At 42.4% G+C, this 25314-nt stretch carries 20 protein-coding genes and 1 tRNA gene; 7 read left to right on the top strand and 14 right to left on the bottom strand.

Annotated features, from left to right (window positions below; translation table 11 throughout):
- Positions 1-422: 422 nt before the first annotated feature.
- A complete protein-coding gene (locus ACR65F_RS09670; protein ID WP_039044418.1) occupies positions 423-1187 on the bottom strand; it encodes a TrmH family RNA methyltransferase in 765 nt (254 codons plus the stop codon).
- Between the two features lie 95 nt (positions 1188-1282).
- Between ACR65F_RS09670 and sspI the strand changes: the two genes are divergently transcribed.
- Positions 1283-1495 carry a small acid-soluble spore protein SspI gene (gene sspI / locus ACR65F_RS09665; RefSeq protein ID WP_039044417.1) on the top strand — a complete coding sequence of 71 codons (213 nt, stop codon included), beginning with the start codon at positions 1283-1285 and terminating at the stop codon, positions 1493-1495.
- Between the two features lie 65 nt (positions 1496-1560).
- On the opposite strand, the gene argF is transcribed toward sspI, so the two are convergent.
- The 3 genes from argF to ACR65F_RS09650 form a co-directional block, all read right to left on the bottom strand.
- Complete coding sequence (gene argF, locus ACR65F_RS09660) at positions 1561-2520, bottom strand: ornithine carbamoyltransferase (RefSeq protein WP_440504271.1); 960 nt, start codon at positions 2518-2520, stop codon at positions 1561-1563.
- A gap of 130 nt (positions 2521-2650) precedes the next feature.
- Positions 2651-3739, bottom strand: a complete 1089-nt coding sequence (locus ACR65F_RS09655; RefSeq protein ID WP_039044415.1) for a M42 family metallopeptidase — start codon at positions 3737-3739, stop codon at positions 2651-2653.
- Between the two features lie 75 nt (positions 3740-3814).
- On the bottom strand, positions 3815-4801 hold the full coding sequence (locus tag ACR65F_RS09650) for a diaminopimelate dehydrogenase (protein WP_440504270.1): 987 nt from the start codon (positions 4799-4801) through the stop codon (positions 3815-3817).
- 205 nt (positions 4802-5006) lie between these two features.
- Here ACR65F_RS09650 and ACR65F_RS09645 point away from each other — a divergent pair, with 205 nt between their 5' ends.
- Positions 5007-6173 (top strand): MFS transporter, encoded by a 1167-nt coding sequence (locus tag ACR65F_RS09645; RefSeq protein ID WP_440504269.1) that lies wholly within the window; start codon positions 5007-5009, stop codon positions 6171-6173.
- 195 nt (positions 6174-6368) lie between these two features.
- Entirely contained in the window at positions 6369-6782 is a 414-nt protein-coding gene (locus tag ACR65F_RS09640; protein ID WP_440504356.1) for a VOC family protein, read from the top strand.
- A 74-nt stretch (positions 6783-6856) separates the two neighbouring features.
- On the opposite strand, the gene recQ is transcribed toward ACR65F_RS09640, so the two are convergent.
- The 4 genes from recQ to pssA form a co-directional block, all read right to left on the bottom strand.
- Entirely contained in the window at positions 6857-8629 is a 1773-nt protein-coding gene (gene recQ, locus ACR65F_RS09635; protein WP_039044412.1) for a DNA helicase RecQ, read from the bottom strand.
- Between the two features lie 66 nt (positions 8630-8695).
- A complete protein-coding gene (locus ACR65F_RS09630) occupies positions 8696-9232 on the bottom strand; it encodes a hemerythrin domain-containing protein (RefSeq protein ID WP_440504268.1) in 537 nt (178 codons plus the stop codon).
- Between the two features lie 45 nt (positions 9233-9277).
- Positions 9278-9368, bottom strand: a tRNA-Ser gene (locus tag ACR65F_RS09625).
- Positions 9369-9470: 102 nt separating this feature from the next.
- Positions 9471-10004: a CDP-diacylglycerol--serine O-phosphatidyltransferase gene (gene pssA / locus ACR65F_RS09620; RefSeq protein ID WP_039044410.1), complete on the bottom strand. Its 534-nt coding sequence runs from the start codon at positions 10002-10004 to the stop codon at positions 9471-9473.
- Between the two features lie 45 nt (positions 10005-10049).
- Between pssA and asd the strand changes: the two genes are divergently transcribed.
- Both asd and ACR65F_RS09610 read left to right on the top strand, forming a co-directional pair.
- Complete coding sequence (gene asd, locus ACR65F_RS09615; RefSeq protein WP_440504267.1) at positions 10050-10835, top strand: archaetidylserine decarboxylase; 786 nt, start codon at positions 10050-10052, stop codon at positions 10833-10835.
- A gap of 31 nt (positions 10836-10866) precedes the next feature.
- Positions 10867-11352 (top strand): DedA family protein, encoded by a 486-nt coding sequence (locus ACR65F_RS09610; RefSeq protein ID WP_039044408.1) that lies wholly within the window; start codon positions 10867-10869, stop codon positions 11350-11352.
- Between the two features lie 963 nt (positions 11353-12315).
- On the opposite strand, the gene ACR65F_RS09605 is transcribed toward ACR65F_RS09610, so the two are convergent.
- The 5 genes from ACR65F_RS09605 to ACR65F_RS09585 form a co-directional block, all read right to left on the bottom strand.
- Complete coding sequence (locus tag ACR65F_RS09605) at positions 12316-14478, bottom strand: bifunctional diguanylate cyclase/phosphodiesterase (protein WP_440504266.1); 2163 nt, start codon at positions 14476-14478, stop codon at positions 12316-12318.
- Positions 14479-14690: 212 nt separating this feature from the next.
- A complete protein-coding gene (cydC, locus tag ACR65F_RS09600) occupies positions 14691-16421 on the bottom strand; it encodes a thiol reductant ABC exporter subunit CydC (RefSeq protein ID WP_440504265.1) in 1731 nt (576 codons plus the stop codon).
- Positions 16418-18142, bottom strand: coding sequence for a thiol reductant ABC exporter subunit CydD (cydD, locus tag ACR65F_RS09595; RefSeq protein WP_440504264.1), 1725 nt, complete (start codon positions 18140-18142; stop codon positions 16418-16420). The genes cydC and cydD overlap by 4 nt, the downstream gene beginning before the upstream one ends.
- Positions 18142-19158, bottom strand: coding sequence for a cytochrome d ubiquinol oxidase subunit II (cydB, locus tag ACR65F_RS09590; protein ID WP_440504263.1), 1017 nt, complete (start codon positions 19156-19158; stop codon positions 18142-18144). Before cydB ends, cydD begins: the two co-directional genes overlap by 1 nt.
- Positions 19145-20548, bottom strand: a complete 1404-nt coding sequence (locus ACR65F_RS09585; RefSeq protein ID WP_440504262.1) for a cytochrome ubiquinol oxidase subunit I — start codon at positions 20546-20548, stop codon at positions 19145-19147. Before ACR65F_RS09585 ends, cydB begins: the two co-directional genes overlap by 14 nt.
- A 316-nt stretch (positions 20549-20864) precedes the next feature.
- Between ACR65F_RS09585 and ACR65F_RS09580 the strand changes: the two genes are divergently transcribed.
- The gene (locus ACR65F_RS09580; protein ID WP_039043988.1) at positions 20865-22343 is read left to right on the top strand and encodes a catalase; all 1479 of its coding nucleotides are present in this window, start codon (positions 20865-20867) and stop codon (positions 22341-22343) included.
- Positions 22344-22413: 70 nt separating this feature from the next.
- On the opposite strand, the gene ACR65F_RS09575 is transcribed toward ACR65F_RS09580, so the two are convergent.
- Positions 22414-23937, bottom strand: coding sequence for a polysaccharide deacetylase family protein (locus ACR65F_RS09575; protein ID WP_039043987.1), 1524 nt, complete (start codon positions 23935-23937; stop codon positions 22414-22416).
- Positions 23938-24239: 302 nt separating this feature from the next.
- Between ACR65F_RS09575 and trhO the strand changes: the two genes are divergently transcribed.
- On the top strand, positions 24240-25214 hold the full coding sequence (gene trhO, locus ACR65F_RS09570; RefSeq protein WP_440504261.1) for an oxygen-dependent tRNA uridine(34) hydroxylase TrhO: 975 nt from the start codon (positions 24240-24242) through the stop codon (positions 25212-25214).
- Positions 25215-25314 lie beyond the last annotated feature (100 nt).

Genomic DNA, 25314 nt, shown 5'->3' with positions numbered 1-25314 from the left:
CCCCGCAGAAGCAAAGCGCCGAGGAGACTGAGATCAAGCCCCTCGGAAAGTGTCCGCCTGAAACGCAATTCAACACTGTCACATAACAAACCTTAACAAAACAAAAAAACTCGTCCCCTAAAAAAGGGACGAGGACGAATTCGCGGTACCACCCTGATTATCATGCCAGTCGTGCACATGATCTCTCAACTTCGGAATAACGGTCCGTAGCCGGCTCATCTTTACAGCATTATGCTGGTCCTGAAGGCAGCTCGCGGGGTGAACGGTAACAGTTTCGACCATCCATACTTCCAGTCAAGGTATGGATTCCCTAGCGTCAAATGTTCTGTTTCCTCTTCCCGGTCAACACTTTTGTTGTCTGTTGCTCTTGTATACTACATCAGTATAGCGGAATCCGCTTCATACTTCAATACTTGAACGACTTAGCGACGTGCGTATGTGTACAACAAGACGCCCGCTGCGACTGCAACGTTCAACGACTCTGCTTCACCATACAACGGAATCTTGACGATTGTATCCGCTTGCTCCAGGTATTCATCCGAAACTCCTGCTCCTTCATTCCCCATTAGAAGTGCAAAAGCAGGCAATGCGTCCACTGTGAAATGATCTTTTGCTTGAGACAATCCTGTTCCGATCACTTGCAGACCGCCTTGTTTTGCACGTTCAATCCATTCGCTCAAATCCCCTTTTACGATTGGAATATGGAAATGGGAACCTTGCCCAGAACGGACTGTTTTCGGGTTAAAAGGATCGGCACACCCCTTACCAAGAATCACAGCGTCCATTCCAGCAGCATCTGCAGTACGAATCATCGTTCCGATATTGCCCGGATCTTGGACTGCGTCAATAAATAGAAGACGTTTCCATTCTGAATACAGGTCTTCTGAAGGAATCGGCTGTTTGCAGTGTGCAAAAATCCCTTGTGGATGTTCTGTTTCTGAGATTTCAGCAGCTACTGCTTTCGTCATTTCAATGATTTGAATCGAAGACTCTTCCAACTCAAATGGAATTTCAACATCTTCCCGGAACATAATGTGAAGCACCGAACCTTCAATTTTTAACGCCTCTTCAACTAGATGGTGTCCTTCGACGATGAATTCTTCAGAGCGTTCGCGTTCTTTTTTTGTTGTAATAAGCTTTTTCCAATGTTTCACAAGTGCATTTTGCGTAGATTCAATACGTTTCATAGTGTAGGATGACTTCCTTTTTTTCTTTTCAGTGTATCAAAGACAAGCCCTTTTGGCGATACTAAACTCAAGTACGTTGAAAGGAGGTCAGATGAATGGATTTTCAAATTAGAGACGCAATTACGGCAAATATGACGGATAACAAAGCGCAAGATATCCGCGGAGTTGTGGATGATGCGATTGCGCGAGGAGAAGAGCATCTGCTTCCTGGCTTAGGTGTGTTCTTTGAAAAGCTTTGGCAACGCGCCGATGATCAGGAAAAGATGAAGATTACGGGTGAACTCGAGCACGCATTTGCTGCACAGTGACTCCAACACAAAAAGGGATCGCTATACACCTATTAGGTGCAATGCGATTCCTTTTTTATATCCTATTACAGCAACGCAGCAAGCAAAGCTTTCTGTGCATGCATGCGGTTTCCTGCTTGTTGGAAAACAACAGATTGTGTGCCGTCAATAACCGATGCTGAAACTTCTTGACCGCGATGTGCTGGAAGACAGTGCATAAACGTATAATCAGATTTCGCGTGTCCAGCAAGTTCGTCATTAATTTCAAAGCCATCGAAATCTGCAAGTCGCTTTTCTGATTGTTCATCGTCTCCCATACTCACCCACACGTCTGTATACAAAATGTCTGCGTCTTTTGCGGCTTCAACGGGATCTGTCAATTGTGTCATCGTCACGCCCGATTGTTTGGCTGCTTTTTCGATAGATTTTGATATGTCAGCATCCATTTCATAACCGACTGGTGTAGCGATTGCTGTGTGGATGCCCATTTTAGCAGCAGCCATGAGTAGTGAATGCGCGACATTATTGCCGTCCCCGATATAAACAAGTTTTAATCCCGCAAGCTTACCTTTCACTTCTTGGATTGTTAGTAGGTCCGCAAGTGCTTGGCAAGGGTGTAATTTATCTGTAAGGCCATTAATGACAGGGATTGAGGCGTTGTCTGCGAATTCTTTCACCATTTCATGCGAGTTTGCGCGAATCATTACTCCATCCAGATATTCAGAGAACACTTTCGCTGTATCTGCAATCGACTCGCCACGTCCGATTTGTAGTTCCGTTGGGTTCATCATCAACGCATGCCCACCTAGTTGGAACATGCCCACATCGAACGAAATACGAGTTCGCGTCGAATTCTTTTCAAACACCATTCCTAGAGTTTTTCCTTCTAGAGGTTTAGTTGCGCCTCCCGCTAAAAAATCCTTCTTCATTTTCGCCGCTTGATCTAACAGATAGGCAATTTCTTCAGTTGAAAAATCCTCAATTGCTAAAAAGTCTTTTCCCTTCAATTGCTTCTCCATGTATTTCAGTTCGAATGCGCTTGTCATTAAATCATCCTCCATGAATAAAATTGGTTATTTACAGTATAATTATGAATAATTATAAAGTCAAATGTATTTTTATACTTTATTGAAAATTAAAAGAGGTAGACCAGGTTCTGATCTACCTCTTCCCTTTTTATTCAGAAATAATCTTATCGACTGTTTCTCGATCAAGCTTTTTAATGACTTCCACGATAAGTTTCACAGCGTTTTCATAGTCGTCGCGGTGTAGCATTGCCGCATGACTGTGGATGTAGCGAGTCGCTACAGTGATGGCTATTGAAGGAACCCCATTACCGCTCAAATGGATCGAGCCAGCATCTGTTCCGCCACCTGACATGGAATCGAATTGATACGGAATGCTGTTTTCTTCAGCAGTGTCGACGATAAAGTCACGTAAGCCCTTATGCGCGATCATAGACGCGTCATAGAGAATGATTTGAGGACCATCTCCCATTTTTGCTGACGCTTCTTTTGCTGTAACTCCAGGTGTGTCCCCAGCGATACCGACGTCAACTGCGATCCCGATATCCGGATTGATTTTATTTGCTGCAGTGCGAGCGCCACGAAGACCGACTTCTTCTTGGACCGCTCCAACACTATACAGTGTATTAGGATGACCTTGTTTGTTCAGTTCTTTCATAACGTCGATTGCAATTGCACAACCTATGCGGTTATCCCAAGCTTTTGCAAGTAAATATTTTTCGTTGTTCATGACTGTGAATTCGAAGTAAGGAACGACCATGTCCCCAGGTGAAACGCCCCACTCCATTGCCTCTTCACGTGATGAAGCACCGATATCGATGAACATATCTTTAATGTCCACTGGTTTTTTGCGAACTTCAGCAGGTAGAATATGTGGCGGTTTAGAACCGATGATTCCTGTAATGGAATCCCCTTTACGCGTTACAATCGTCACGCGTTGAGCGAGCATGACTTGTGACCACCAGCCACCGATTGTTTGGAAGCTCAAGAACCCTTTGTCGTCAATTCTTGAAATCATGAATCCGACTTCGTCGAGGTGACCCGCAACCATGATTTTAGGACCGTCTGCATCGCCAGTATGTTTAGCAATTAGTGAACCCAGACCATCCTGGTCAATCTCATCTGCAAATGGTTCGATATAGCGTTTCATCACGTCACGTGGTTCACGTTCGTTCCCACCTGTCCCTTTTGCATCGGTTAATTCTTTGAGCATGTGTAGCGTTTCATCCATTTTAGCCAAATCCTTCGCCCCCCTAAGTAATTACGTTCCTAGTATAGTACAAATTATCTTGTTTTCAAAGTATGCAGGGTATTCTTATAACAATTCTTTACGAAGTTGAGCGGGATCTTTAGGCGATAATAGGCCTGGTGGAATGTCGAACACTGTTTTCGCACCATGTTGTCCAAGTTGATTTAATCTGTATGCAGCTCGTGCATATGCTGTAAGAACACTTGAAGTAAACTCAGGATTACTATCCAATGTCAACGAATATTCCATCACCTGGTTTGTGCCTTTTCCGGTCTTACCACTACGGATGACAAATCCTCCATGTGGCATCGTACTATGATTTTGTTGCATTTCTTCTTCTGAGATGAAGGAAACAGTTGTATCATAGTCTGAGAAATAATCTGGCATGGTAACAATGGTATCTTCCACAGTCGCTGCGTCCGCGCCTGCTTCTAATACGACGTAGCATTCCCGGACATGCTTTTCTCTTGTTGACAATTCTGGTTGTTTCCCCGCTCGAACTTTTGAAATCGCTTCTTCAGAAGGGATTGTATATTGAACGGCATTTTTAACGCCGTTAATGCGACGAACCGCATCAGAATGACCTTGGCTAAGCCCTTTCCCCCAAAAAGTATATGTGGCACCGTCAGCAAGGACAGTTTCTCCATATAATCGATTCAATGAAAACAGGCCGGGATCCCATCCCACAGACAAAATTGCTGTTGTGCCCGAGGGTTTCGCTGCTGCATCGATAGCATCGAAGTATTCAGGGATTTTAGCGTGAGTATCGAAGCTATCAATCGTTGTAAATAACTTCGCAAGTGCAGGACCTTGTTCAGGTAAATCCGCACGGGACCCTCCGCAAAGAATCATGACGTCTACATCGTTCACATGCTTTTCAACATCTGCCAACTGGTACACAGATACGTTGTCACCGACTGGTTGAACACTACTTGGATCTCTTCTTGTGAAAATACCAACCAACTCCATATCGGGTTGTTGGGCAATCGCAAACTCCACCCCTTTACCTAGGTTTCCATAACCTGCGATTCCAATTCTTATCTTCGATTCCATGTCTTATTCCCCCATTTCGTTTGACTATTCGTTATTTTACAGTTTTTTTCACCAGATTGCTATTTTTTCTTAACAAGAATTGTTTTCTACAATTTTGTCACACATCGTGCTGTTTGTTCCATACTCCCTAACCTTGGTCATTGATTTAAACCCTTAACATGATAAAATAAGCATGGTTTATGAAATCTCGAAACGAGGCGTATGTATGCGATTCTTTGTTTATTTAATCGTTTTCTTTTCATTTTTTGATTTGTTCTCCCAGCTACCGATTATGAGTCCATTTGCTCTTTCTTTAGGTGCTTCCACGTTCGTAGCGGGGCTAGTTGTCGGTACCTATTCACTTGCTAATGTTTTCGGAAATGTCATTTCAGGCTTTGTTACTGATAAGAGAGGTCCGTTCATCATTTTGCTAATCGGACTTTTAACGAACGCTTTAGCGTTGACGCTATATTCCACAGTCCATGTTGCTTGGATACTTGTTGGTGTCCGTTTCATTCACGGATTTACGAATGGTTTGATCATTCCTGCTGCGTTTACTTTTCTAGCCAACCGAGCTCAACCTGAAAAACGCGGAAAAAGTGTCGCGATTTCAGGTGCGTTTGTCGGAATGGCTGCGATTGCTGGTCCTGCTTATAGCGGAATTGTCGCTTCGATCATCGGGAACCCATTAAAAGGAACTCCTGCCATCATGCTCGCAAACGGCGCTATCATGGCAATCCTAGCAATTTTAGCATTTCTGCTATTACGTTCGGTGAAAAGAGTCAAGAAATCAGAAGAAAAATCAAAAGAGAAACACGTCGGGGCAATGTTCCGCCACCCAGGCATTCAACGTGCCTTTGCCGGCGCATTCTTCCTTATGTTTTCACAAGGTGTCCTAGCGCTTATTCTTCCGTTAAAGGTCGAAGCACTAGGTTTTGATACAAAAACCACAGGCACACTTCTTAGCACGTTCGGTATTGTGGCAATTTTAGTATTTTTACTGCCGATCAATCGTATTTTCGATCGGGTGAAACCAATGATTACACTCGCATTCGGAATTTCCTTAATGGGTGTTAGTATGTTGCTTCTAAGTCAGGCAGACGAGCTGATTAGTCTATATGGAACAATGGCGTTATATGGGGTCGGATTTGCATTTCTATTCCCATCCATCAACTCATTGCTCATCGACTCCTCTGAAGCCGCTTATCGTGGAAAAGCATACGGTTATTTCTATGCGTTTTTCTCAATGGGCGTTGTCGCAGGATCGTATACGATTGGTGCATTGAATTTGAATTTCCGAGGAGCATTCGCTTTTACAGGTGTGGTCTTGCTACTCGTTGCAGCCTATACCATTTATGGCTTGTTCAAACAACGGACAGCACCGGTTCACTAAAACGGTTAATCCAAAGAGATTATATTAAAGAGCCTTGTATTTCGTGGACGCATTGCTTCTCCACTGTTTTTAGTACTCCATTCATCTTGTTCTCGATCTTAGGAACTCCTGTTCATTCCTAATACCTTTCAAATAGCAGACATGATATGATAAGCAGACAGACTTGTCTGATACAATTAGAATGGAGTGGTTCCTATCGGGATTAATGTATATGTAACATTTAACGGAAATTGCCGCCAAGCAGTGGAATTCTATGCAGACGTTTTTAATACGGAAAAACCGGAGTTTATGACATTTGGTGACTCACCTCAAAATCCCGAATATCCTTTACCTGAAGATGCTAAAGATCTCATTATGCATACACGTCTTACAATAAAAAATGACGTGATCATGTTCTCAGACACATTTCCAGGATCACCAGTTGTAGTTGGTAATAACATCAGCTTAGCATTCGTAAGTGATGATACGGATGAACTTACTTCCTCGTTTAAAAAGCTCAAACAGGATGGTTACGTGTCCATGGAGTTACAGGAGACCTTTTTCAGTAAATGCTACGGTAAAGTAAAAGATCAATTCGGTATCGAATGGCAAGTAAGTCACGAAGAATAACGGAGAACAAAACAAAAAAACATGCTTATCTAGCATGTTTTTTGTTTTGTATATTTGTTTGCGTAAGTAAATTGTCAAATCTCCTGGAGTTGAAAAGATTGAATCTCTTCGATGAACGCCTCTCCATAAATCTCGAGCTTCGTTTGTCCAACGCCCACAACATCTAAAAACTCAGCAGACGTTGCCGGTTTCTTCATCGCCATATCCTTCAAAGTCTTGTCCGAGAATACAACAAATGGTGGAACTCCCGCTTCTTGAGCAAGCTGACGTCTCAGTTGTCGAAGCTGTTCAAACAATGGATCGTTTTCTGTAAGTACTTTTGAGACAAATGAACCTTTGCGCATAATCTTATCATTGCCAAGCAAGACTTCTTTTCCACGCTCTGCCACCCGAATCGTAGGGAACTGTCCGTTTTCGACTTGTAAACAGTTCGCTGAAATCAGAAACTCGATAAAATCGGAAACTTCCTTCGCATTCTTTTCTTTCAGTAACCCATATGTGGTCAGTTCATGAAACTTAAAGTCCAGCAATTTTTTGTTCCTCGACCCTGTCAAAACTTGAGCAATCATCGTCTTACCAAAACGTTGTCCCATTCGAATGACACATGACAGCACTTTTTGGGCTTCCAGCGTAACGTCCATCTGCTCACGTGTATCTGTGCAATTAGCACATCTTCCACATTTCGGAGCATCTTTTTCACCGAAGTATGTCACAATGTATTGCTGCAAACAATTTTCCGTATGACAATAGTCAATCATCCCTTGCAACTTTTCGAGTTCTGCTGGAATTCTAGAAGGATCAGGTGATTGGTCGATTAGAAAGCGTTGCGTCTGAATATCTTGTGATGCGAAAAGGAGCACACATTCACTATCGAGTCCGTCGCGCCCTGCGCGTCCTGCTTCTTGATAATAGCTTTCCATATTCTTCGGCATTTGATAATGAATGACGTATCGAATATTCGACTTATCAATTCCCATTCCAAACGCATTTGTTGCGACCATCACCGTCGCTTCATCATTTAAAAAACGTTCTTGTTCGTGATGACGTTCGGTATCTGACATGCCTCCATGATACTTCGCCACTTCAAATCCAGAGCGGTTCAGCAGCTCATAAATACTCTCGACTGCTTTTCGGGTTGCCGCGTAAACAATTCCAGCCTCGCCTTTATTTTTACTTGCAAACTCTTTGATGAACTTCTCACGATTTTGCCCTTTTACAACCGTAAACACCAGGTTTGACCGCTCGAACCCTGTCATCACCGTCTGTTCTTGCGGAATTCCAAGTTGCACTCGGATGTCTTCCCGAACGTTCGGCGTTGCTGTCGCGGTTAAAGCAAGCAAGACCGGTTTTTCATCAAAACAGTTCAATACGCGAGTAATATTCCTATAGCTCGGTCTGAAATCATGACCCCATTGCGAAATACAGTGCGCTTCATCAATTGCAATCATCGGCACGCTCATGCGACTTAGTTCTCTCATAAATGATTCGGACTCTAATCGCTCGGGCGCAATATAGAGGAGCCGATACTGTCCTGCAATCGCGTTTTCAAGAATACCGAAATATTCCTCAGATGATAGTGTACTGTTTATGTATGCAGCAGGAATCCCAAGCTGCCACAGTGCGTCTACCTGATCTTTCATAAGGGAAATGAGTGGGGATATGACGAGGACCGTTCCATCTAATAACATTGCCGGAACTTGGTAGCACAATGATTTACCGCCACCCGTTGGCATGACACACAGAGCGTCCTGTCCACCCATAACATGCTGGATGACTTGCTCTTGTCCTGTGCGGAATGATGTATACCCGAATTTTTCAGCGAGCACGGCAAGTGCTTGTTGCATCATTTAGTGTCCTCCTTTCATCGGAATTCGTCTCTTTGCGCGAAGACATGCAAGAAAATTCTATACGTTTCAAGCGTCTTTTGAAGGTGATTCTGTAAATAACAGACGTTCTTCTTCACGACTATGGATTTCGTTCACAACCAATAACGCATAAAACTTTTGTAGGACGCTCGGACTAATCCCTTCCGTCTCTCTAAGCACTTCTATGTCCGCAACGATGATTCTTATCAAATCATGATCACGTGTTAGCTGTGTAACTGATTTTTCCATCGTAGGATTTTCGGTAACGATTTCTTGATAAAACCCATCCTCTTCTGCATCCGCATGACTGATTACTCGAGTCTTCCAGTAATCCACTAAATCATTGGCCGCTCGTTCTGCATTTTTCTGATCCCCTTCTTGAAGGAAGTCAATCAGCATCTCCGTTTTTCCGATTGCACCAGATAGTCCACCTTCGTGAATAGCTCGGTGAGAATGTAGTTGTTTTAAAGCTGGTCCTGCCATTTCAATCATTCCTTTCCGTTGATTGTCTACTCTAAGAATAGCAGATTGGTAAGGAGAATGGAACGAACATGGGGACACTTCTAAATGTGAACTCCAAGACAAAATAAAACCGTCTCGCATAGTTGCAAAGACGGTTCAATGTATGTATGGCGGAGGCGAGAAGATTTGAACTCCCGCGGCGCTTGCACGCCCTAGCTGATTTCGAGTCAGCCCCCTTCAGCCTCTTGGGTACGCCTCCATTTTTAACGAAATAAAATTATAACACGGACCAAATCATTCTTCAATTTAATAACCTCTTCACTCAACTATGTGAATAGCAGCTAAGTGAAGAGGTCGGCTATTATACTTTAGAAATTTTAAAGTTGCTGACCATCGCCCAAGAAAGAACGAGCATTGCAATGACAAGATACGGTGCTGCCACATATGGAACTGCGAAATATAATGCAGTTAAAATAACACCTGCTGCTGTAATTGGAACGCCACGGAATACTCCGTCGAACTCTTCAACATTGTACCGGGCCAATCGAACCGCCCCACAAGCAATATAGATAATCGTCGCTGCGAGCCCTACCCAAAGCATTCCAGATAAAGCTGTATGGTAGATAAGGACCGCTGGTGCGATGCCAAACGATATAATATCACTTAACGAATCTAATTCTTTACCAAAAGCAGATTCTGTATGGAAGTGACGAGCAGTCATACCGTCAAAACGATCGAATAAAGCTGCTAAAAAAATAAATACCAAACTCATGTGTGACAAGTCTTGCGAAATTAGTATAATAGCAATAACTCCGAAACTTAAATTGACTAAAGTAATTGCATTCGCCAGTTGGGCCTTCACTTTAGTATAATCAATATATCTAAATGAAAACATATCAAACCTCCTTATAATAAATACTAGTTAAAGATGGTGATTGTATTGAAAAAGAAACTTCTTAAATCATTAGTGGAATTGACTGGAAATCCAATTTCTTCTGGGATTCTTCGTCACTTGTCAGCCTCACGTCTAAGCAAACCTCTTATTAAGACGTACTCAAAAGCCTATAAAATCGATGAGTCCATTATGGAATATCCGAGAGAACACTATGACAGCCTGCAAGCATTTTTCACTCGCAATCTAAAATCCGGAGCACGACCTTTCAATGAGTCGCCTGAAATTCTTATCTCCCCTTCTGACGGACAGCTAAGTTCGTACGGACGTGTGGAAGAAGGACACCAATTTACAATTAAAGGTCATACATACAGTATAAATGAAATATTCATGAATGAGAAGAGTGCATCTGCTTATAAAAATGGTTGGTACTTTGTATTCTACTTATCCCCAGCAGATTATCATCACTTTCATTACCCTGCGGATGGTACAGTCATTAACCGCTACGCTCTTGGAAATAAATCATATCCTGTTAATACAATGGGACTCACATACGGAGACAAACCGTTTGAAACAAACTATAGATTGATAACCGAGCTTGCAACAACTTATGACAAGATAGCCCTTGTCAAAGTAGGCGCACTCAATGTAAACTCCGTACAGCTCTACTCTTCTTCAAAAGAAGCTAAAAAAGGAGAGGATTTCGGGTATTTCTCTTTCGGCTCAACGATTCTTTTGTTTGTCGCAGGTGACTCCCATTTCTCTGCTACAATTCAAGAAAAAGGTGCAATCCATGTTGGAGACCCAATCGGTCAATGGCTACCACGAACGTGAACATCAAAGAAGTGACAAAAGAGGGATGTAAGTGAGTGTTTTTCAAGATTTCGTTACCCATTACGGGTATTTTGCAGTTTTTCTATTTCTAGCGCTTGGAATATTCGGTTTACCAATGCCAGATGAGTTCTTAATCGTCTTTACAGGATACTTGTCTTCTGCTGGACTGTTCAATTTTTTAGGAGCTATGGCTATTGCAATTTTGGGTGTGTTCATCGGAACTCTTGTAACCTATACAATCGGAAAACAAGTGGGACGTCCAATTGTTGAGCGGTTCGGTAAATGGGTCGGTCTGTCCGAAAAACGGGTGCTACGAATAGAACGATGGTTCGGCCGCTATGGTTCCTGGACAGTGACGTTAGGCTTTTTCGTTCCAGGAATGCGTCATTTTGTTTGTTGCTTTTCAGGAATGAGTGGCATGGCTGTAAAACGATATATGCTGTTCTCCTCACTCGGCACAACTGCTTCAGGTATTATATGCATAACACTCGGCTATTTGTTCGGTTGGCCGTTTTAAACACTCCGCTAAGTGCGGAATGATCAGACTGTAGACAAACTCCAGTACACACTGGGATTGCCTACAGTCTTTTTCTTTTACAATAGAATCAACTATGAAAAGTTGATTTCCGCTGCGAGCGGACGCTTTCCGAGGGGCTTGCTCTCAGTCGCTTCCCTCGCTTTGCTCAGTCCAGGGTCTTCGAGCTTCGCTGATCCCTCCGGAGTCGCCGCTCTCCGCTACAATCAACAGTATCTCCCAACTATCAAATGATGTGATGGAAATGCTTACGATCGAACAGTTAGATCCTTAAGACCATCTTATTCGTAGATTAGAGGCAGCATTTGTTTCACCTTCATTTATCCATTAATTACAAATCTATATCCCCTATCTAGGAGTCCTAGCTTAGGTCCTGTTGCACTCAAAATAATGTCAATCATCCAATACACTAAATCTCTTAGGGTTGTCCATCGCATACTATGCTTTTCCTTGGCATCGACAAAGACGCGTTCAACTGTCTCCTTACATTTCTATAGACTTCTTTGATTTCATATCGGTGTTCCAAATCTTACGCTACATCTAGTTAGTCTTGCCAGCTGGACACGGAGATCTCCAATTGCATTCTTTGCTTGAATGATGTGAATGTGTCATAGGACATTCAGTTGATTGAAGTGCAGGACGGCGACTCCTGGGGATCAGCGAAAGCTGTCACGAAGAACAGCTTTTGCGAGTAAAAGCGAAGCGTTAGGAGCACGTGTTTTGAAGACCCCGCAGGAAAAGCCGTAACGAAGAACGGCTTTTGCGAGCATAAGTGCAACGTTGGGAGCACATCTTTGCATTCGAAGCGATGAGGAGGCTGAGGGCAAGCCCCCGGAAAGCGCCCGTCCGGAACGGAGATCAACGGCCTGTGGTTATCCTTCATTTTCAGAGTCAACGATGCAAAAGACAAAACACCCCGCTAAGCACGGAGTGTTTTTATGTTGTTCAAAGAAGTTTGAATGCTTGGTTGGGTGGAACTGGTTTACTGAAATAGTAGCCTTGGATACGATCTGCTCCGATTTCTTTTAACACATCCAGCTGCTCTTTCGTTTCCACTCCTTCCATGATGGTCACTTGACCTAGCCCCGAAGCAATTGAAACTATTCCTCTCAAAACCGATGCAGCTTGCGAATCAGTACTGTCTAAGTCATCCAAAAATGAACGATCCACTTTCAAATATTGAAACGGTAGTAGGCTTAGAATCGCCAATGAAGAATACCCCGTACCGAAATCATCTAACGCTGTGCTAATTCCAAGATCGTTCAACTTTGTAACAGTTTGTAGCGCTTTTTCACTATCTTCAACAACAACCGATTCGGTAATTTCGAATACCAGACTATCCGGCGATGCTTTTGTTTCTAACAAGATATCCTGTACTCGTGAGATAAAGGATTCATCTAGAAGCTGTTTCACGGAAACATTCACTGTGACGTAAAGCTCAGAAAACCCTTCACTCCGCCATTTCCTAACCTGTAATGCCGCCTCTTGAATAATCCAATCCCCAACTTCCAAGATCATCCCCGACTCTTCCAGTAGTGGAATGAACTCTAATGGGCTCACCATACCGAATTCAGCTGAATCCCAGCGGAGTAACGACTCGAAGCTTACGAACTTATCGTCCTTAAAACTAAAAATCGGCTGGTAAACGAGTTTGAATTCTCCTCGATTTAATGCGTCAGAGAGTTCCTTTACGAATAATTTCCGCTCACTATCGAGTTGTTCCAGTTTGTCAGTAAAATAGGCGTACGGTGTTTCTGTCAAACGTCGTGCCTCTTGACAAGCAAATACGACATCGTTAATGAATTGAGTAGCTTTTCCTTTTGAGTCGACATCTACGTTCCGAATACCTGCGTAAACCTTCAAACGTATGGTTTCATGGTTCACACTTTCGAAAGGTCTTTGGATAAGATCACACAAGTTAGCCGTTATTTCTTCGGCTTGCTTCCTCGTTCTGTTTCCAGGGAGCAACACCGCGAACTCTCCTCCTCCGATTCGATAAGTCGTATGCCTTTCAACTAGCCCATCAGAAAGCCTCTTCCCTACTTTCATTAGGATTTGGTTACCGCTCTCGTACCCAGCCCAGTTGTTAATATTTTTGAATTCAAGTAGGTTTAAAAGAATGATAGTGCTAGACTCCTGTTTTTCCTGCTGGAAGTAATTGACGTCTTCTTCTAATTTCACCAAGTTGCCTAATTGGGTAAGGACATCTTGACGGGCAGCACGTCGTTGTCTTTTCTCCAACTTTAAAATATAAAGATAACTTCCAATCGACATTATCAAAACCAAACATGCAATGAATGTATAATGCCATCGCTTCGCTGACATCTTTTCCATATCAGGATGTCCGGCAGAATCGACCGCGGTTATCCAATCATTCCAAGCCATTTTGTAAAAAAGGTAATGTGCTGATTTCTCATCTTCCACCACTACACCAGACGGTGCATTTGGAATTCCGTCCAAAATTCGTTGACTCTTGTGAATGGAGTCCGCTTCCGAAATTTCATCCCCAGATGTATAGACGACCTGCTCGTTTTTTATTAAATAGACCGTTCCGAGTAAGGACGTATCGCTCACGAGACGATGGATAATGTCAGTCATACTAATAACACCTGAGAGCACACCGATGACTTTACCGTCTTTGTTTACAGGCACTGAAATTGCGGTTACCTGAAGATCAGGATTTTGTTCAAAATTAAATAACTCACTCGTTGTGATATGTCCTGACATCGCGCGGTCAAACGCTTCACGCTCTTTCACTGAAAAACGCGAACCGTCAGCCGCCATGATTTCTCCATCCGGAGATATGAACCCAAGCCCTGCTAAAAATGGCATTTTACTATTTTGTTGCTTTAAAAATGATTGCAATTCTTCTTTATCATCCGCAATGATAGCTATGTATTTCGCAATGAGCTCGAGTTCCCCAACTCGTTCGTTCCCAAAACGATTCGCTTCGTCAGCAACATCGTCCAACAATTCCCCTGTCTCTTTGTAAACCGCTTCGGAAGTTTCAGTTCTCTCACTCTTATATTCATTTACAAGAAAAAGCACGGTCACAACGAATACTAATGATAAGATGATCAATGCTAGCGGCTTTTTTGTTGTCCTCATGGTGGTCTCCTATCTTTCATAATAGAGTTCACACAGATCTATTATGGACGTTTTTATATCCTCTTCTTGTATATCGTCATTCCTCAAACAAAACTAAGTAATTCTCAAAAAACAAGAAAAAAACTATGACAAATGTAGTTGTAAACCACATTCGTCATAGTCTTTTCTGTTTACTATATATTCCCTTAGGACGCATTTATGACTAATCGAATTTAGATCCCACGGTCCAGCTCAACAAGACGCCGATAGCGAGCTGAACTTTCAAGTAGTTCGTTGTGTGTTCCTTCATCCGATATTTCTCCAGCTTCTAAAAACACAATGTTGTCCATCAGTTCCATCCCCATCAAATGATGGGTAATCCAGATGACAGTTTTCCCTTTCAGACTTTCTATCATCGTCTGAATGAGGTCACGTTCTGTTTCTGGGTCAAGTCCGACTGCCGGCTCATCCACAATGACAACAGGAGTGTGATTTAACAAAATACGGGCGAGCGCAATACGCTGCCTCTCACCTCCTGAGAATCGGCGGCCAGCTTCTTCCGTTTGCGTTTGAAGGCCATCAGGTAGTTTGTTGAGATAGTCCTCTAAACCGACCTGACGAATAACCCGTTCAACTTCCTCCGTTGTAGCAGAAGGATTCCCAAGACGAATATTATTTTCTATCGTCGTGCCAAATAAATAAGGTTTTTGGTTTAACACACTCACGATGTGATGAATATTTTCACCATATTGTTCTGGTGATCTACCGTTTATCTGAATCGTCCCTTCATCTGGCTTCAACGCACCTAATAAAAGCTGAACAAACGTCGATTTACCTGCACCACTTTTACCAAGAATCGCCACTTTTTCCCCTTGTTTAATCTCAAGGGTGGCTTGTTTCAGGGCTTGTCTTTTTTCCGACTCGTATGCATATGACACGCCTTCTACTAGGATATCTACAGTTGACGGAATTTCATCCACTGTTACAGATGACTTGAATACCGAAAGGGCTGTATCTTCCGTGTGTTGGATACGAGCAAACGATTCTTTGTAAGCAGGAATTCGTTCCACAGCATGTGAAATCGGAATTAACGATTCAATAATTGGGAGCGTAACCAGCGTAAATGCTGCAATATAGGTTGGCAAAATAGTACCTTCTATAGCCTGCATTCCTGCCCATACTCCTACAATCATTGTAATGACACCAGAAATCAGATGCAGTTGGAATGTTCTATTCTGGTCCCGTTTTGCAAGTTCTTTGTCTGTTTCATAACTATCATTGCGCTCTGCCTTGAATTTACTAAGGAAATCCGAGGTTCTGCTACTGATGAGCCAATCGCGAATTCCGTAAACGGCATCACCAAGTGTATGATACAACTTCGTATGTTGTTGTTTCGATTTCTGTTGGTGTTTTTTCATCATCACTAATGACAACATCGGATAGACGAAAGCAATCACACTCAAACAGAGTCCGATGAACAAACCGAATTTCCAATCAAAAACAGACACGGATACGGTTGCAAATACAAATATGAACAATCCACTTATCGTCGGGAATAGCGTACGGATGTAAACGTCTTGTAAATGCTCGATATCATCCGCCAATGTCCCTAGCAAGTCGCCCCGCTTAAAACGTGAGCGGATGAACAACGCTTGTGGTTCTAATGCACGGTATAGGCGCACGCGCATTTCAGATAACACTTTCAATACGGCGTTATGCCCTGTCATCCGTTCAGCATAACTGAATGCTGCACGAGATAAACCAAACGCACGGACTAAGACAATTGGAACGTACACAAGCAAAATGGTTTCTGGACGTTCAGAAGCAGCGGAAATCAAGTACCCCGACGCAAAAATTAGAAGAGCAGCAGATAAGGATGCGCAAATGCCTAATAGAACAGCAACCGACATTAACTTCCAATACTTACTCATATATGGAGTAACGAAGCTTTTGACGTAGTTCATAGCACCATCCCTTCCCGCTGTGCACGTGCTAATTTGCTGTAGACTCCGTCTTGAGCAGACAGTTCTTCGTGAGTTCCTTGTTCAGCAATATGTCCATCTTCCATGACAAGAATCCAGTCCATCTCTTTCATCCAGTGCAAACGATGTGTTGCAAAGAACACGAGACGTTCTTCAAGTATCGGGAGTAGCAATTGTTTGATTTCGTGTTCTGTTTCGATATCTAAATGGGCTGTCGGTTCATCCAACAACAAGACTGAGGTATCCTCTAACAATGCACGGGCAATCGCAACACGTTGTTCTTCCCCTCCGGAAAGTGGTCGTCCACCTTGACCAATCATCTCTTCATAGCCATTCGACAGTTCACCGACCAGTTGTTCCAGTCCTGCTGCTTGTGCGGCTTTAAAAACCGTGTCGTCACTTGCTTCTGGATGATAAAAACGAATGTTATTTGCAAGAGTATCTGAGAAAATCGTCGGGTGTTGTGGAATGTACGTCACTTGTTTGCGCCAGGAATCTGAAGCAAGCGAATCTACAGACTGTTCTCCGATTTTAAATTCACCACTAGTTGGAGAGGTGAAGCCAGCCAACAAGTCAATCAATGTAGACTTACCAGCCCCTGAAGCACCGATAATTCCGATTTTTTGTGCACCAGTCGCAGAAAACTGTACATCTTTTGTAATTTCGATATCATGATCTCCTAGTTTTCCAATGGAGATCGCTGAAAAGCTGCTTGTTTTTGTAACAATAGGAACGATAACAGCATCCTGTTGAACGTTTGCTTCTGATTCAGCAAGCAATGCACGGATTTCATCAGCAGCATCTTTTCCATCCATCGTTGCATGGAAATCAGCGCCCAAATCACGGACCGGTAAAAAGTATTCAGGTGCTAAAATTAGAATCACAAGTGCTGCTTCAAGTCCAATTCCCCCGTTGATTAGTCTCAATCCAAGTTCAACTGCAACTAACGCAACAGAAAGACTTGAAAAGAAATCTAGTGAGAACGAAGACAGAAATGCATAGCTTAACGAGCGATTCGTTGCAACTCGGTATTTGTCACTCACTTCTTCAATTGCTTTCTCATGAGATTTACTACGACCTAGAAACTTAAGTGTTTCAATCCCTTGAATGGAGTCCGCAAAGTGTCTCGAGAGTTGACGGTACGTCCCCATTTGGTCATCAATCTTTTTCTTCGATACAATTCCGATTAAAATTAGAAAGACAATCAAAATTGGCATCACAAGGAAAAGGGTCACGCCAGACATTAAATCAGACGTGACAATATATAGCAAAATTACAACTGGAATGATTCCCATCGATAACGATCTCGGTATGAACAGTTCCACGTATTTACGGAATTTCGGGACACCTTCTAAGGTAAGGGTCAACAACGAGCCTGAGCCTTGTCTTGCTACCATTCCTGTCCCATCCCGTAAAAGCGCTTCAGCGAGCTGGTCTTGGTAAGAGCGAGCAATATCATCCGCAAACTTAAGTGCAACTCGTTCTTTCCCCCATTGGAGGGAATGACGAATCGCATGAGCAACAAAAAACACGGCAAGCGATATAACGGTTCCCTTCCATTCTAGCCCGTGAAACATCCGGGTAATGGCTGAAGACAAGGAGAGGGCTTGTAGGATGATGAAAGCCGCTTGAAAGACTGTCAAAATCCCGACAAGCGCAAAGGTTTTCTTGCTGCCGTTATACCGAAGAAGATGTCGGTCCATCAATGTTCTAGATGCTCCACATCTTCCGTAATCCGTTTACGGAATACATAGTAACTCCAAATTGTATACGCAATAACAATTGGTACCATTGTAAGCGCAACGAACGTCATTAATTTCAACGAATAATCACCAGATGCTGCTGCCCGGATAGTCATGTTGTATGCAGAATCAAGTGAGCTGATCATTACGTTCGGGAACAGTCCTATGAAGAACGAAGCCATCACCGCAATGAGAGTAATCCCTGTAATTGTGAAACTGAATGCCTCGCGTCCTTTGGCAATTAAACGATGAAGGAACGCATATAATACGAAGACTACTGCAAACAGTGGAATCAGAATCGGTCCTCTGTCCGCGAATGCTTCCGTGTATACAGCTGTTAACGCAACAAACGCAATCATCACGACGCCTGTTGCCCAATAGATCGTAAGTGCAGCTTCTTTTGCACGTGTACGAAGGGATCCTTCTGTTTTCAATGTTACGAATAGCAATCCGTGTAAATAAGAGAGAAGCACAAATGCAACTCCGCCTACCACAGTGTAGACATTGACGAAATCAGTGAAACTAGCGTAGATGTTCATATCTGCATCTACAGGCATACCTTTCAGCATACTTGAGAATAAGACACCTAATAGGAAAGGTGGTAGAATACTACCCGCAAAGATTGCCCAATCCCACGTTTTCACCCATTTGTCCGATTCGATTTTCTCTCTGAATTCAAACGCAACCCCACGGGCGATCAGTGCCATTAGCAACACGACAAACGGTAAGTAATACCCGCTGAAAACCGTTGCATACCAATGAGGAAACGCCGCAAACATTGCTCCACCCGCAGTGATCAGCCAAACTTCGTTAGCATCCCAGACAGGCCCAATCGTATGAATCAACATTTTTTTATCCGTTTCATTTTTAGCAAGGAACTTTAAACTCATTCCCACACCGAAGTCAAATCCTTCTAGAAATATAAACCCTATGAACAATACAGCGATTAGCACAAACCATAACTCACTTAGAGCCATTAGACACGCCTCCTACATTAAACGGATCTGTAACGGATACGTCTTTTTGCTTACGCTCTTCAGGTCCGCGTTGAATGACCTTCACAAATAATATAACCATAATGATCCCGAGGATCGCATAGATTGTTGAGAATGAAATCAGTGAGAACAAAATCTGTCCCGCTGAAACGTTAGGTGACACTCCATCTGCAGTCTTCATGAGACCATTGACGACCCATGGTTGACGGCCGATTTCTGACATGATCCAACCGAACGAATTCCCGATGAACGGTAGGAAAATGACTGGAATCATCACTTTCAAATACCAAGTTGTTGAAGCGATTTTTTTGCGGAACAATAGGAACAAACCAAGAATACTCGTAACAACGAGTGCTCCACCTGTTCCCGCCATGATGCGGAAACTCCAGAATGTTGTTTTCACTGGAGGAATGTAATCTCCCTCTCCATACTTCTCAATCATTTGTTTTTCTAGACTTTCCATTCCCAATACTTTACCAGAGAACTCATTGTACGTTAGATAACTCAATAAGTAAGGTATTTCGATTCGACCTGTCGTTACACGATTTTCCGAATCAATATTTGCTATTAATGTCCATGCTGCCGGATCTCCACTATCTTGCCAAAGTCCTTCAGCAGCCGCCATTTTCATTGGCTGCGCATGCATTAAATACTGAGCTTGAGAGTGACCAGTGAACGCAAGACCTAATCCACCTACAAGACCAACGAGCAAACCGATTCCGATAGACTTCTTAAAGAAATCTACTTGACGCTTCTTAACAAGATAGAATGCGCTAACTCCGACAACGAAGAATGCACCCGTTGCAATACTTCCGAAAATCGTATGTGGGAATGCTACCCAAAGTTTTTCGTTTGTAAGAAGTGCGACAATGTCGTTCATTTCTGCACGGCCGTTCTGTAATACGTAGCCTACAGGATTTTGCATGAACGAGTTCGCTGCAAGAATCCAGAATGCAGACATAATTGTTCCAATAGAAACAAGCCATATAGAAGCTAGGTGAAGTTTCTTAGACAGCTTTTGAGCTCCAAAGATCCAAATCCCTATAAATGTAGACTCCAAGAAAAATGCTAGTAAAGCTTCAACAGCCAATGGAGCTCCAAAAATATCTCCTACGAATCTGGAATATGTCGACCAGTTCATCCCGAATTGGAATTCCTGGAAAATTCCTGTTACGACTCCAATTGCAAAGTTTATGAGGAAGAACACACTCCAAAACTTTGTCATTTTCATATAAATCTCTTTCTTTTTAACAACGTAGAGCGTTTGCATGATCGCTATGATCAGCGCCAATCCGATAGACAACGGGACAAATATAAAGTGAAATAATGTTGTCGATGCGAACTGGATTCGTGAAAGTAAAACCTCTTCCATCTCTACCTCTCCCCTCAATCTCAATCTGTCTCCATTATAAATTAAACGCCAAAATAGTTTGTGAGCAATTAGCGTATGATCTGTTACAAAGCTCAAAACTTCAGGGGGTTTTCAGGGTCTAATGTTGAAATGTTGTCACAAGGTACTGTTTTCGTAGAAATCATCACCCAAAAATAGAATTCTTGTAACTCTAACTATCTGTTAACAATAACTTTTACTTAACGATAATAATTCTAAACAAAATGCTAGCTATCTAAGAAACCCTCTGCTATAGTTAACTTACAGTTTCACACACCCTTACATAGGAGGAATACACATGAACAATAATGAGAATGGATCTCGAAATAAGTTAACAACTGCTGCAGGTGCTCCTGTAGTTGATAATCAGAATTCAATATCTGCAGGTCCAAGAGGTCCTCTACTGCTTCAAGATGTATGGCTCATTGAAAAGCTTGCTCACTTCGATCGGGAAGTCATTCCTGAACGCCGCATGCACGCAAAAGGATCAGGTGCATATGGTACCTTTACAGTGACGAATGACATTACGAAGTACACAAAAGCAAAAATCTTCTCAGAAGTCGGAAAGAAAACCGAAATGTTTGCACGATTTTCAACGGTTGCAGGTGAACGTGGTGCAGCGGACGCAGAACGTGACATCCGCGGATTTTCATTGAAGTTCTACACAGAAGAAGGAAACTGGGATATGGTCGGAAATAACACGCCTGTCTTCTTCTTTAGAGATCCACTTCAATTTCCAGATTTGAATCACGCGGTTAAGCGTGATCCACGCACTAACTTAAGAAGCGCGACAAACAATTGGGATTTCTGGACGTCACTACCGGAAGCACTTCATCAAATCACAATTTTGATGAGTGAACGTGGAATCCCACGCACATATCGTCATATGCACGGTTTTGGAAGCCATACCTATAGCTTCATTAGCCCAGACAACGAGCGTTACTATGTGAAATTCCATTTCCGCTCACAACAAGGAATTGAAAGCCTAACAGATGAGGAAGCTAGCAAAACAATCGCAACAGATCGTGAAAGCCATCAGCGCGATTTACTTCTCAGTATCGACAATGGCGATTTCCCGAAATGGAAAATGTACGTTCAAGTGATGACTGAAGAAGAAGCAGCAAATATGCCTTACAATCCGTTTGACTTAACAAAAGTTTGGTACAAAGGCGACTTCCCTCTTATTGAAGTAGGTGAGTTTGAACTAAACAGAAATCCAGAGAACTACTTTGCAGAAGTCGAACAAGCAGCCTTCACTCCAGCTGCAGTCGTTCCAGGAATCAGCTTTTCACCAGACAAAATGTTGCAAGCGCGTCTTTTCTCTTATGGCGATGCACAGCGTTACCGTCTAGGTGTCAATCATCACCAAATTCCAGTGAATGCGCCAAAATGTCCGTTCCACAGTTTCCATCGTGACGGCCAAATGCGTGTAGATGGCAATCATGGTAGCAGAACTTCATACGAGCCAAACAGTGTAGGTGAGTGGCAAGAACAACCTGATTTCAGAGAACCTCCATTGAAATTGCACGGTGCTGCAGATCACTGGAATTTCCGTGAAGATGATGATGATTACTTCACACAACCAGGAAAACTCTTCAATCTTATGGATGATGAACAAAAACAACTGCTATTCAGTAATACAGCGGACAATATGGGCGATGCACCAAAAGAAATTAAAATCAGACACATCAAACACTGTCATTACGCGGATCCAGCTTATGGTGAAGGTGTTGCGAAAGCACTTGATATCTCTATGGAAGATGTGCTCGTCAACTAAGCGTTTTACTAAAATCATCATATAAAAAAAGAACGTACAGGGATTTAGAATTCCTCTGTACGTTCTTTTTTCATTTGTGTAATTCAGAAACAGGGACAAATTTATATCCCTGGCTTTGTAAATAAGCCATGACACTATCCAATCCGTCCGCTGTTGACTGATGGATGTCGTGCATTAAAACGGTGCTTCCATCATTAGTCGTCTTTTTCACTTCTTCTAGCAGCTTATTAGCATCTCGATACTTCCAATCTAGCGTGTCCACATTCCATAATGTGATAGGTGGGATGGTTTGCTTGGTCAACTGCTCCGTATAAGCACCATATGGAGGTCGGAAAACAGTCGGCTTCTCCCCAGTCACTTTTTGGATGATGGCAGTGGTACGATTAATCTCCTCTAATGCCTTTGGTAATGGCATTTTACTTAAATCGGGGTGATTCCAAGAATGATTTCCGATTTCATGACCTGCTGCTTTCACAGCTTTAGCCGTCTCAGGATAATATTCTACGCGACTTCCCAGCATGAAAAACGTTGCTTTCGCATCATACTTTTTTAACGTATCCAGTATTTGAATTGTAGTTTTAGGATCTGGACCATCATCGAATGTAAGTGCGATTCTCTTTTCATGCGGTGCTTCTGATTGAGGTGGAGCAGTTTCTCCCCCTGCTTGCTGATCATCTTTCGTTCCATCATTTTTAGAGCTATTTTCCTTATCTTTTACATTCTCAGGATTCTCTTTACTAGAAGAACCAGGTTTGTCCACTTTATCGCTTCCAGTTTGTGGTGCTGCAGCTACTTGAAATTCCGGTTTTAACAAGTCATTCATTTCGTCAATGGGAATTTTTACAATCTGAGGTCCAGCCTTCCCATTTTTCAATGAGCCACGTTCGAAATAGAATACCATGGACTTTTCAGTAATCGCATAATTTTCATAGTTTTTCCATTCTGGCTCCGTACGGACTTGCATTTTGTCGCTAATCAATCCATCGTTTAATTTGTCTGTTTGCTGGATAGTATTTCTGACTCGCTCTGTCATTTTTTGCAACGTACTTGGGTCTTCCTTGAAAACAGTTTGTATATTAAGCTGCTCGCCTGTTTTTGAATTTAAGTGGAATGACTCAATTTCTGAAAGACGTTTACTTCCTTGAAGAGACTGGTTATTCATCAATACAAAGGAATAGTTCCCTTTCTTATCAACATGCGTTTCATAAGAAATGTTCAGTTCGCTTTTTCTTTTGTTATCTTCTATTTTCACATTACGGATCGCTTCGAAATAGCTTTTCTTCGCTTGTTTGATATACGTTAGCACATTATCATTAAAGTCTTCATTTTTACTTTGTGGATATTGAACTGCATATTTTCCTAATGGGTCATTTGAGGTTTCAGTAACGATTTTAATACCATCGTATTTGGAGTCTGACTTGTCCACAACAACCGCATCTTTGTCAGATGATGGACTTTGGGCAGATTTTAATTGATTGTCAGAACTTCCTTTTGAAAAAACTAGCAGAATGGCTGTCATTGCTAAAAATACTATAATTGTTGTAAGCAATACATCGATTAATTTAAATCTTCCGTTTCCGAACGTTTTCTTCATAACTGTAAAACCCCTTCATACGTATACTTCCAAATAATCTACGTCATCAAATTCAGCAGAATTTCATTTCCATGGAAAAATCTAGTTTCTATATCTATACTAAATACTAGTACAAAAGTTGATAGATTACAATTGTTTCTAGTCGAATTTTGTTCACTTTTTCAGATTCAGTTTTTGTGATATACTGTCATTGTCCCGGATCTTGCAAATGCGGGTTGCTTTTATGTGTAAAAAACTGTAATTGCACCGGGCCGACTGTTTTACCCTATTGCAAAGTGAAAAAACAGAAGGTGGTTAGGACCATGGAAAAAGAAAATTATCGAGTATTGTTGTTTTACAAGTACGTTCAAATTGAAGATCCCGAAACGTTTGCTGCGGAGCATCTGCAATTTTGTAAGGAAACCGGCTTAAAAGGCAGAATTTTAGTAGGTGAAGAAGGCATTAACGGAACATGTTCAGGTACCATCGCACAAACAGATGCGTATATGGACCATATGAAGAGTGATCCGCGTTTTGAAGACCTTTGGTTTAAAATAGATGATTCAGAAGGACACGCATTCAAAAAAATGCACGTGCGTCCACGTAAAGAAATCGTCAATTTAAGCTTGGAAGATGATGTGAATCCTTTAGAAACTACAGGAACTTATCTTTCTCCTGACGAATTTTTAGAACAAATGCAAGATGAAAACACAGTCGTCATTGACGCGCGTAATGACTACGAATACGATATAGGTCATTTCCGCGGTGCCATCCGACCAGACATCGAAAACTTCCGTGATTTACCTGATTGGGTTCGGGAAAACAAAGAACAGCTTGATGGTAAGAAAGTTCTTGCCTACTGCACAGGTGGAATTCGCTGTGAAAAATTCACAGGGTGGTTGAAGCGTGAAGGATATGAGGACGTGGGACAATTACATGGCGGAATCGTCACGTACGGTAAAGACCCAGTTGCGAAAGGTCAATTATGGGACGGACAATGTTATGTATTTGATGAGCGGATTGCAGTGCCTGTAAACCAAGTCGAGCACGTAATTGTCGGCCGTGATCACTTTGACAGTTCACCTTGTGAGCGCTATGTAAACTGTGCGAATCCTGAATGTAATGCTAAAATCCTTTGCTCAGAAGAAAACGAACATATGTACATGCGTAGTTGTTCAGACGAATGCCGTACACATCCACGTAACCGGTATTTTGTTGAACACGACCTAACTAAAGAAGAGTTCAATAATCGGTTGGCAAAGATTGAAGCTCACCGTGCAGAAACACACGTATCATAATGAATGAAAATGGCGCATAGACGGCACCATCCGACTATGCGTTTTTCTATGCCTGAATCTCCCCTTATTTGTAGGTAGAATAGGAACATTTCCTTTCTAA

It is taken from the genome of Sporosarcina sp. SAFN-010, assembly GCF_059415065.1.
This window is presented reverse-complemented; position numbering and strand designations above follow the sequence as displayed.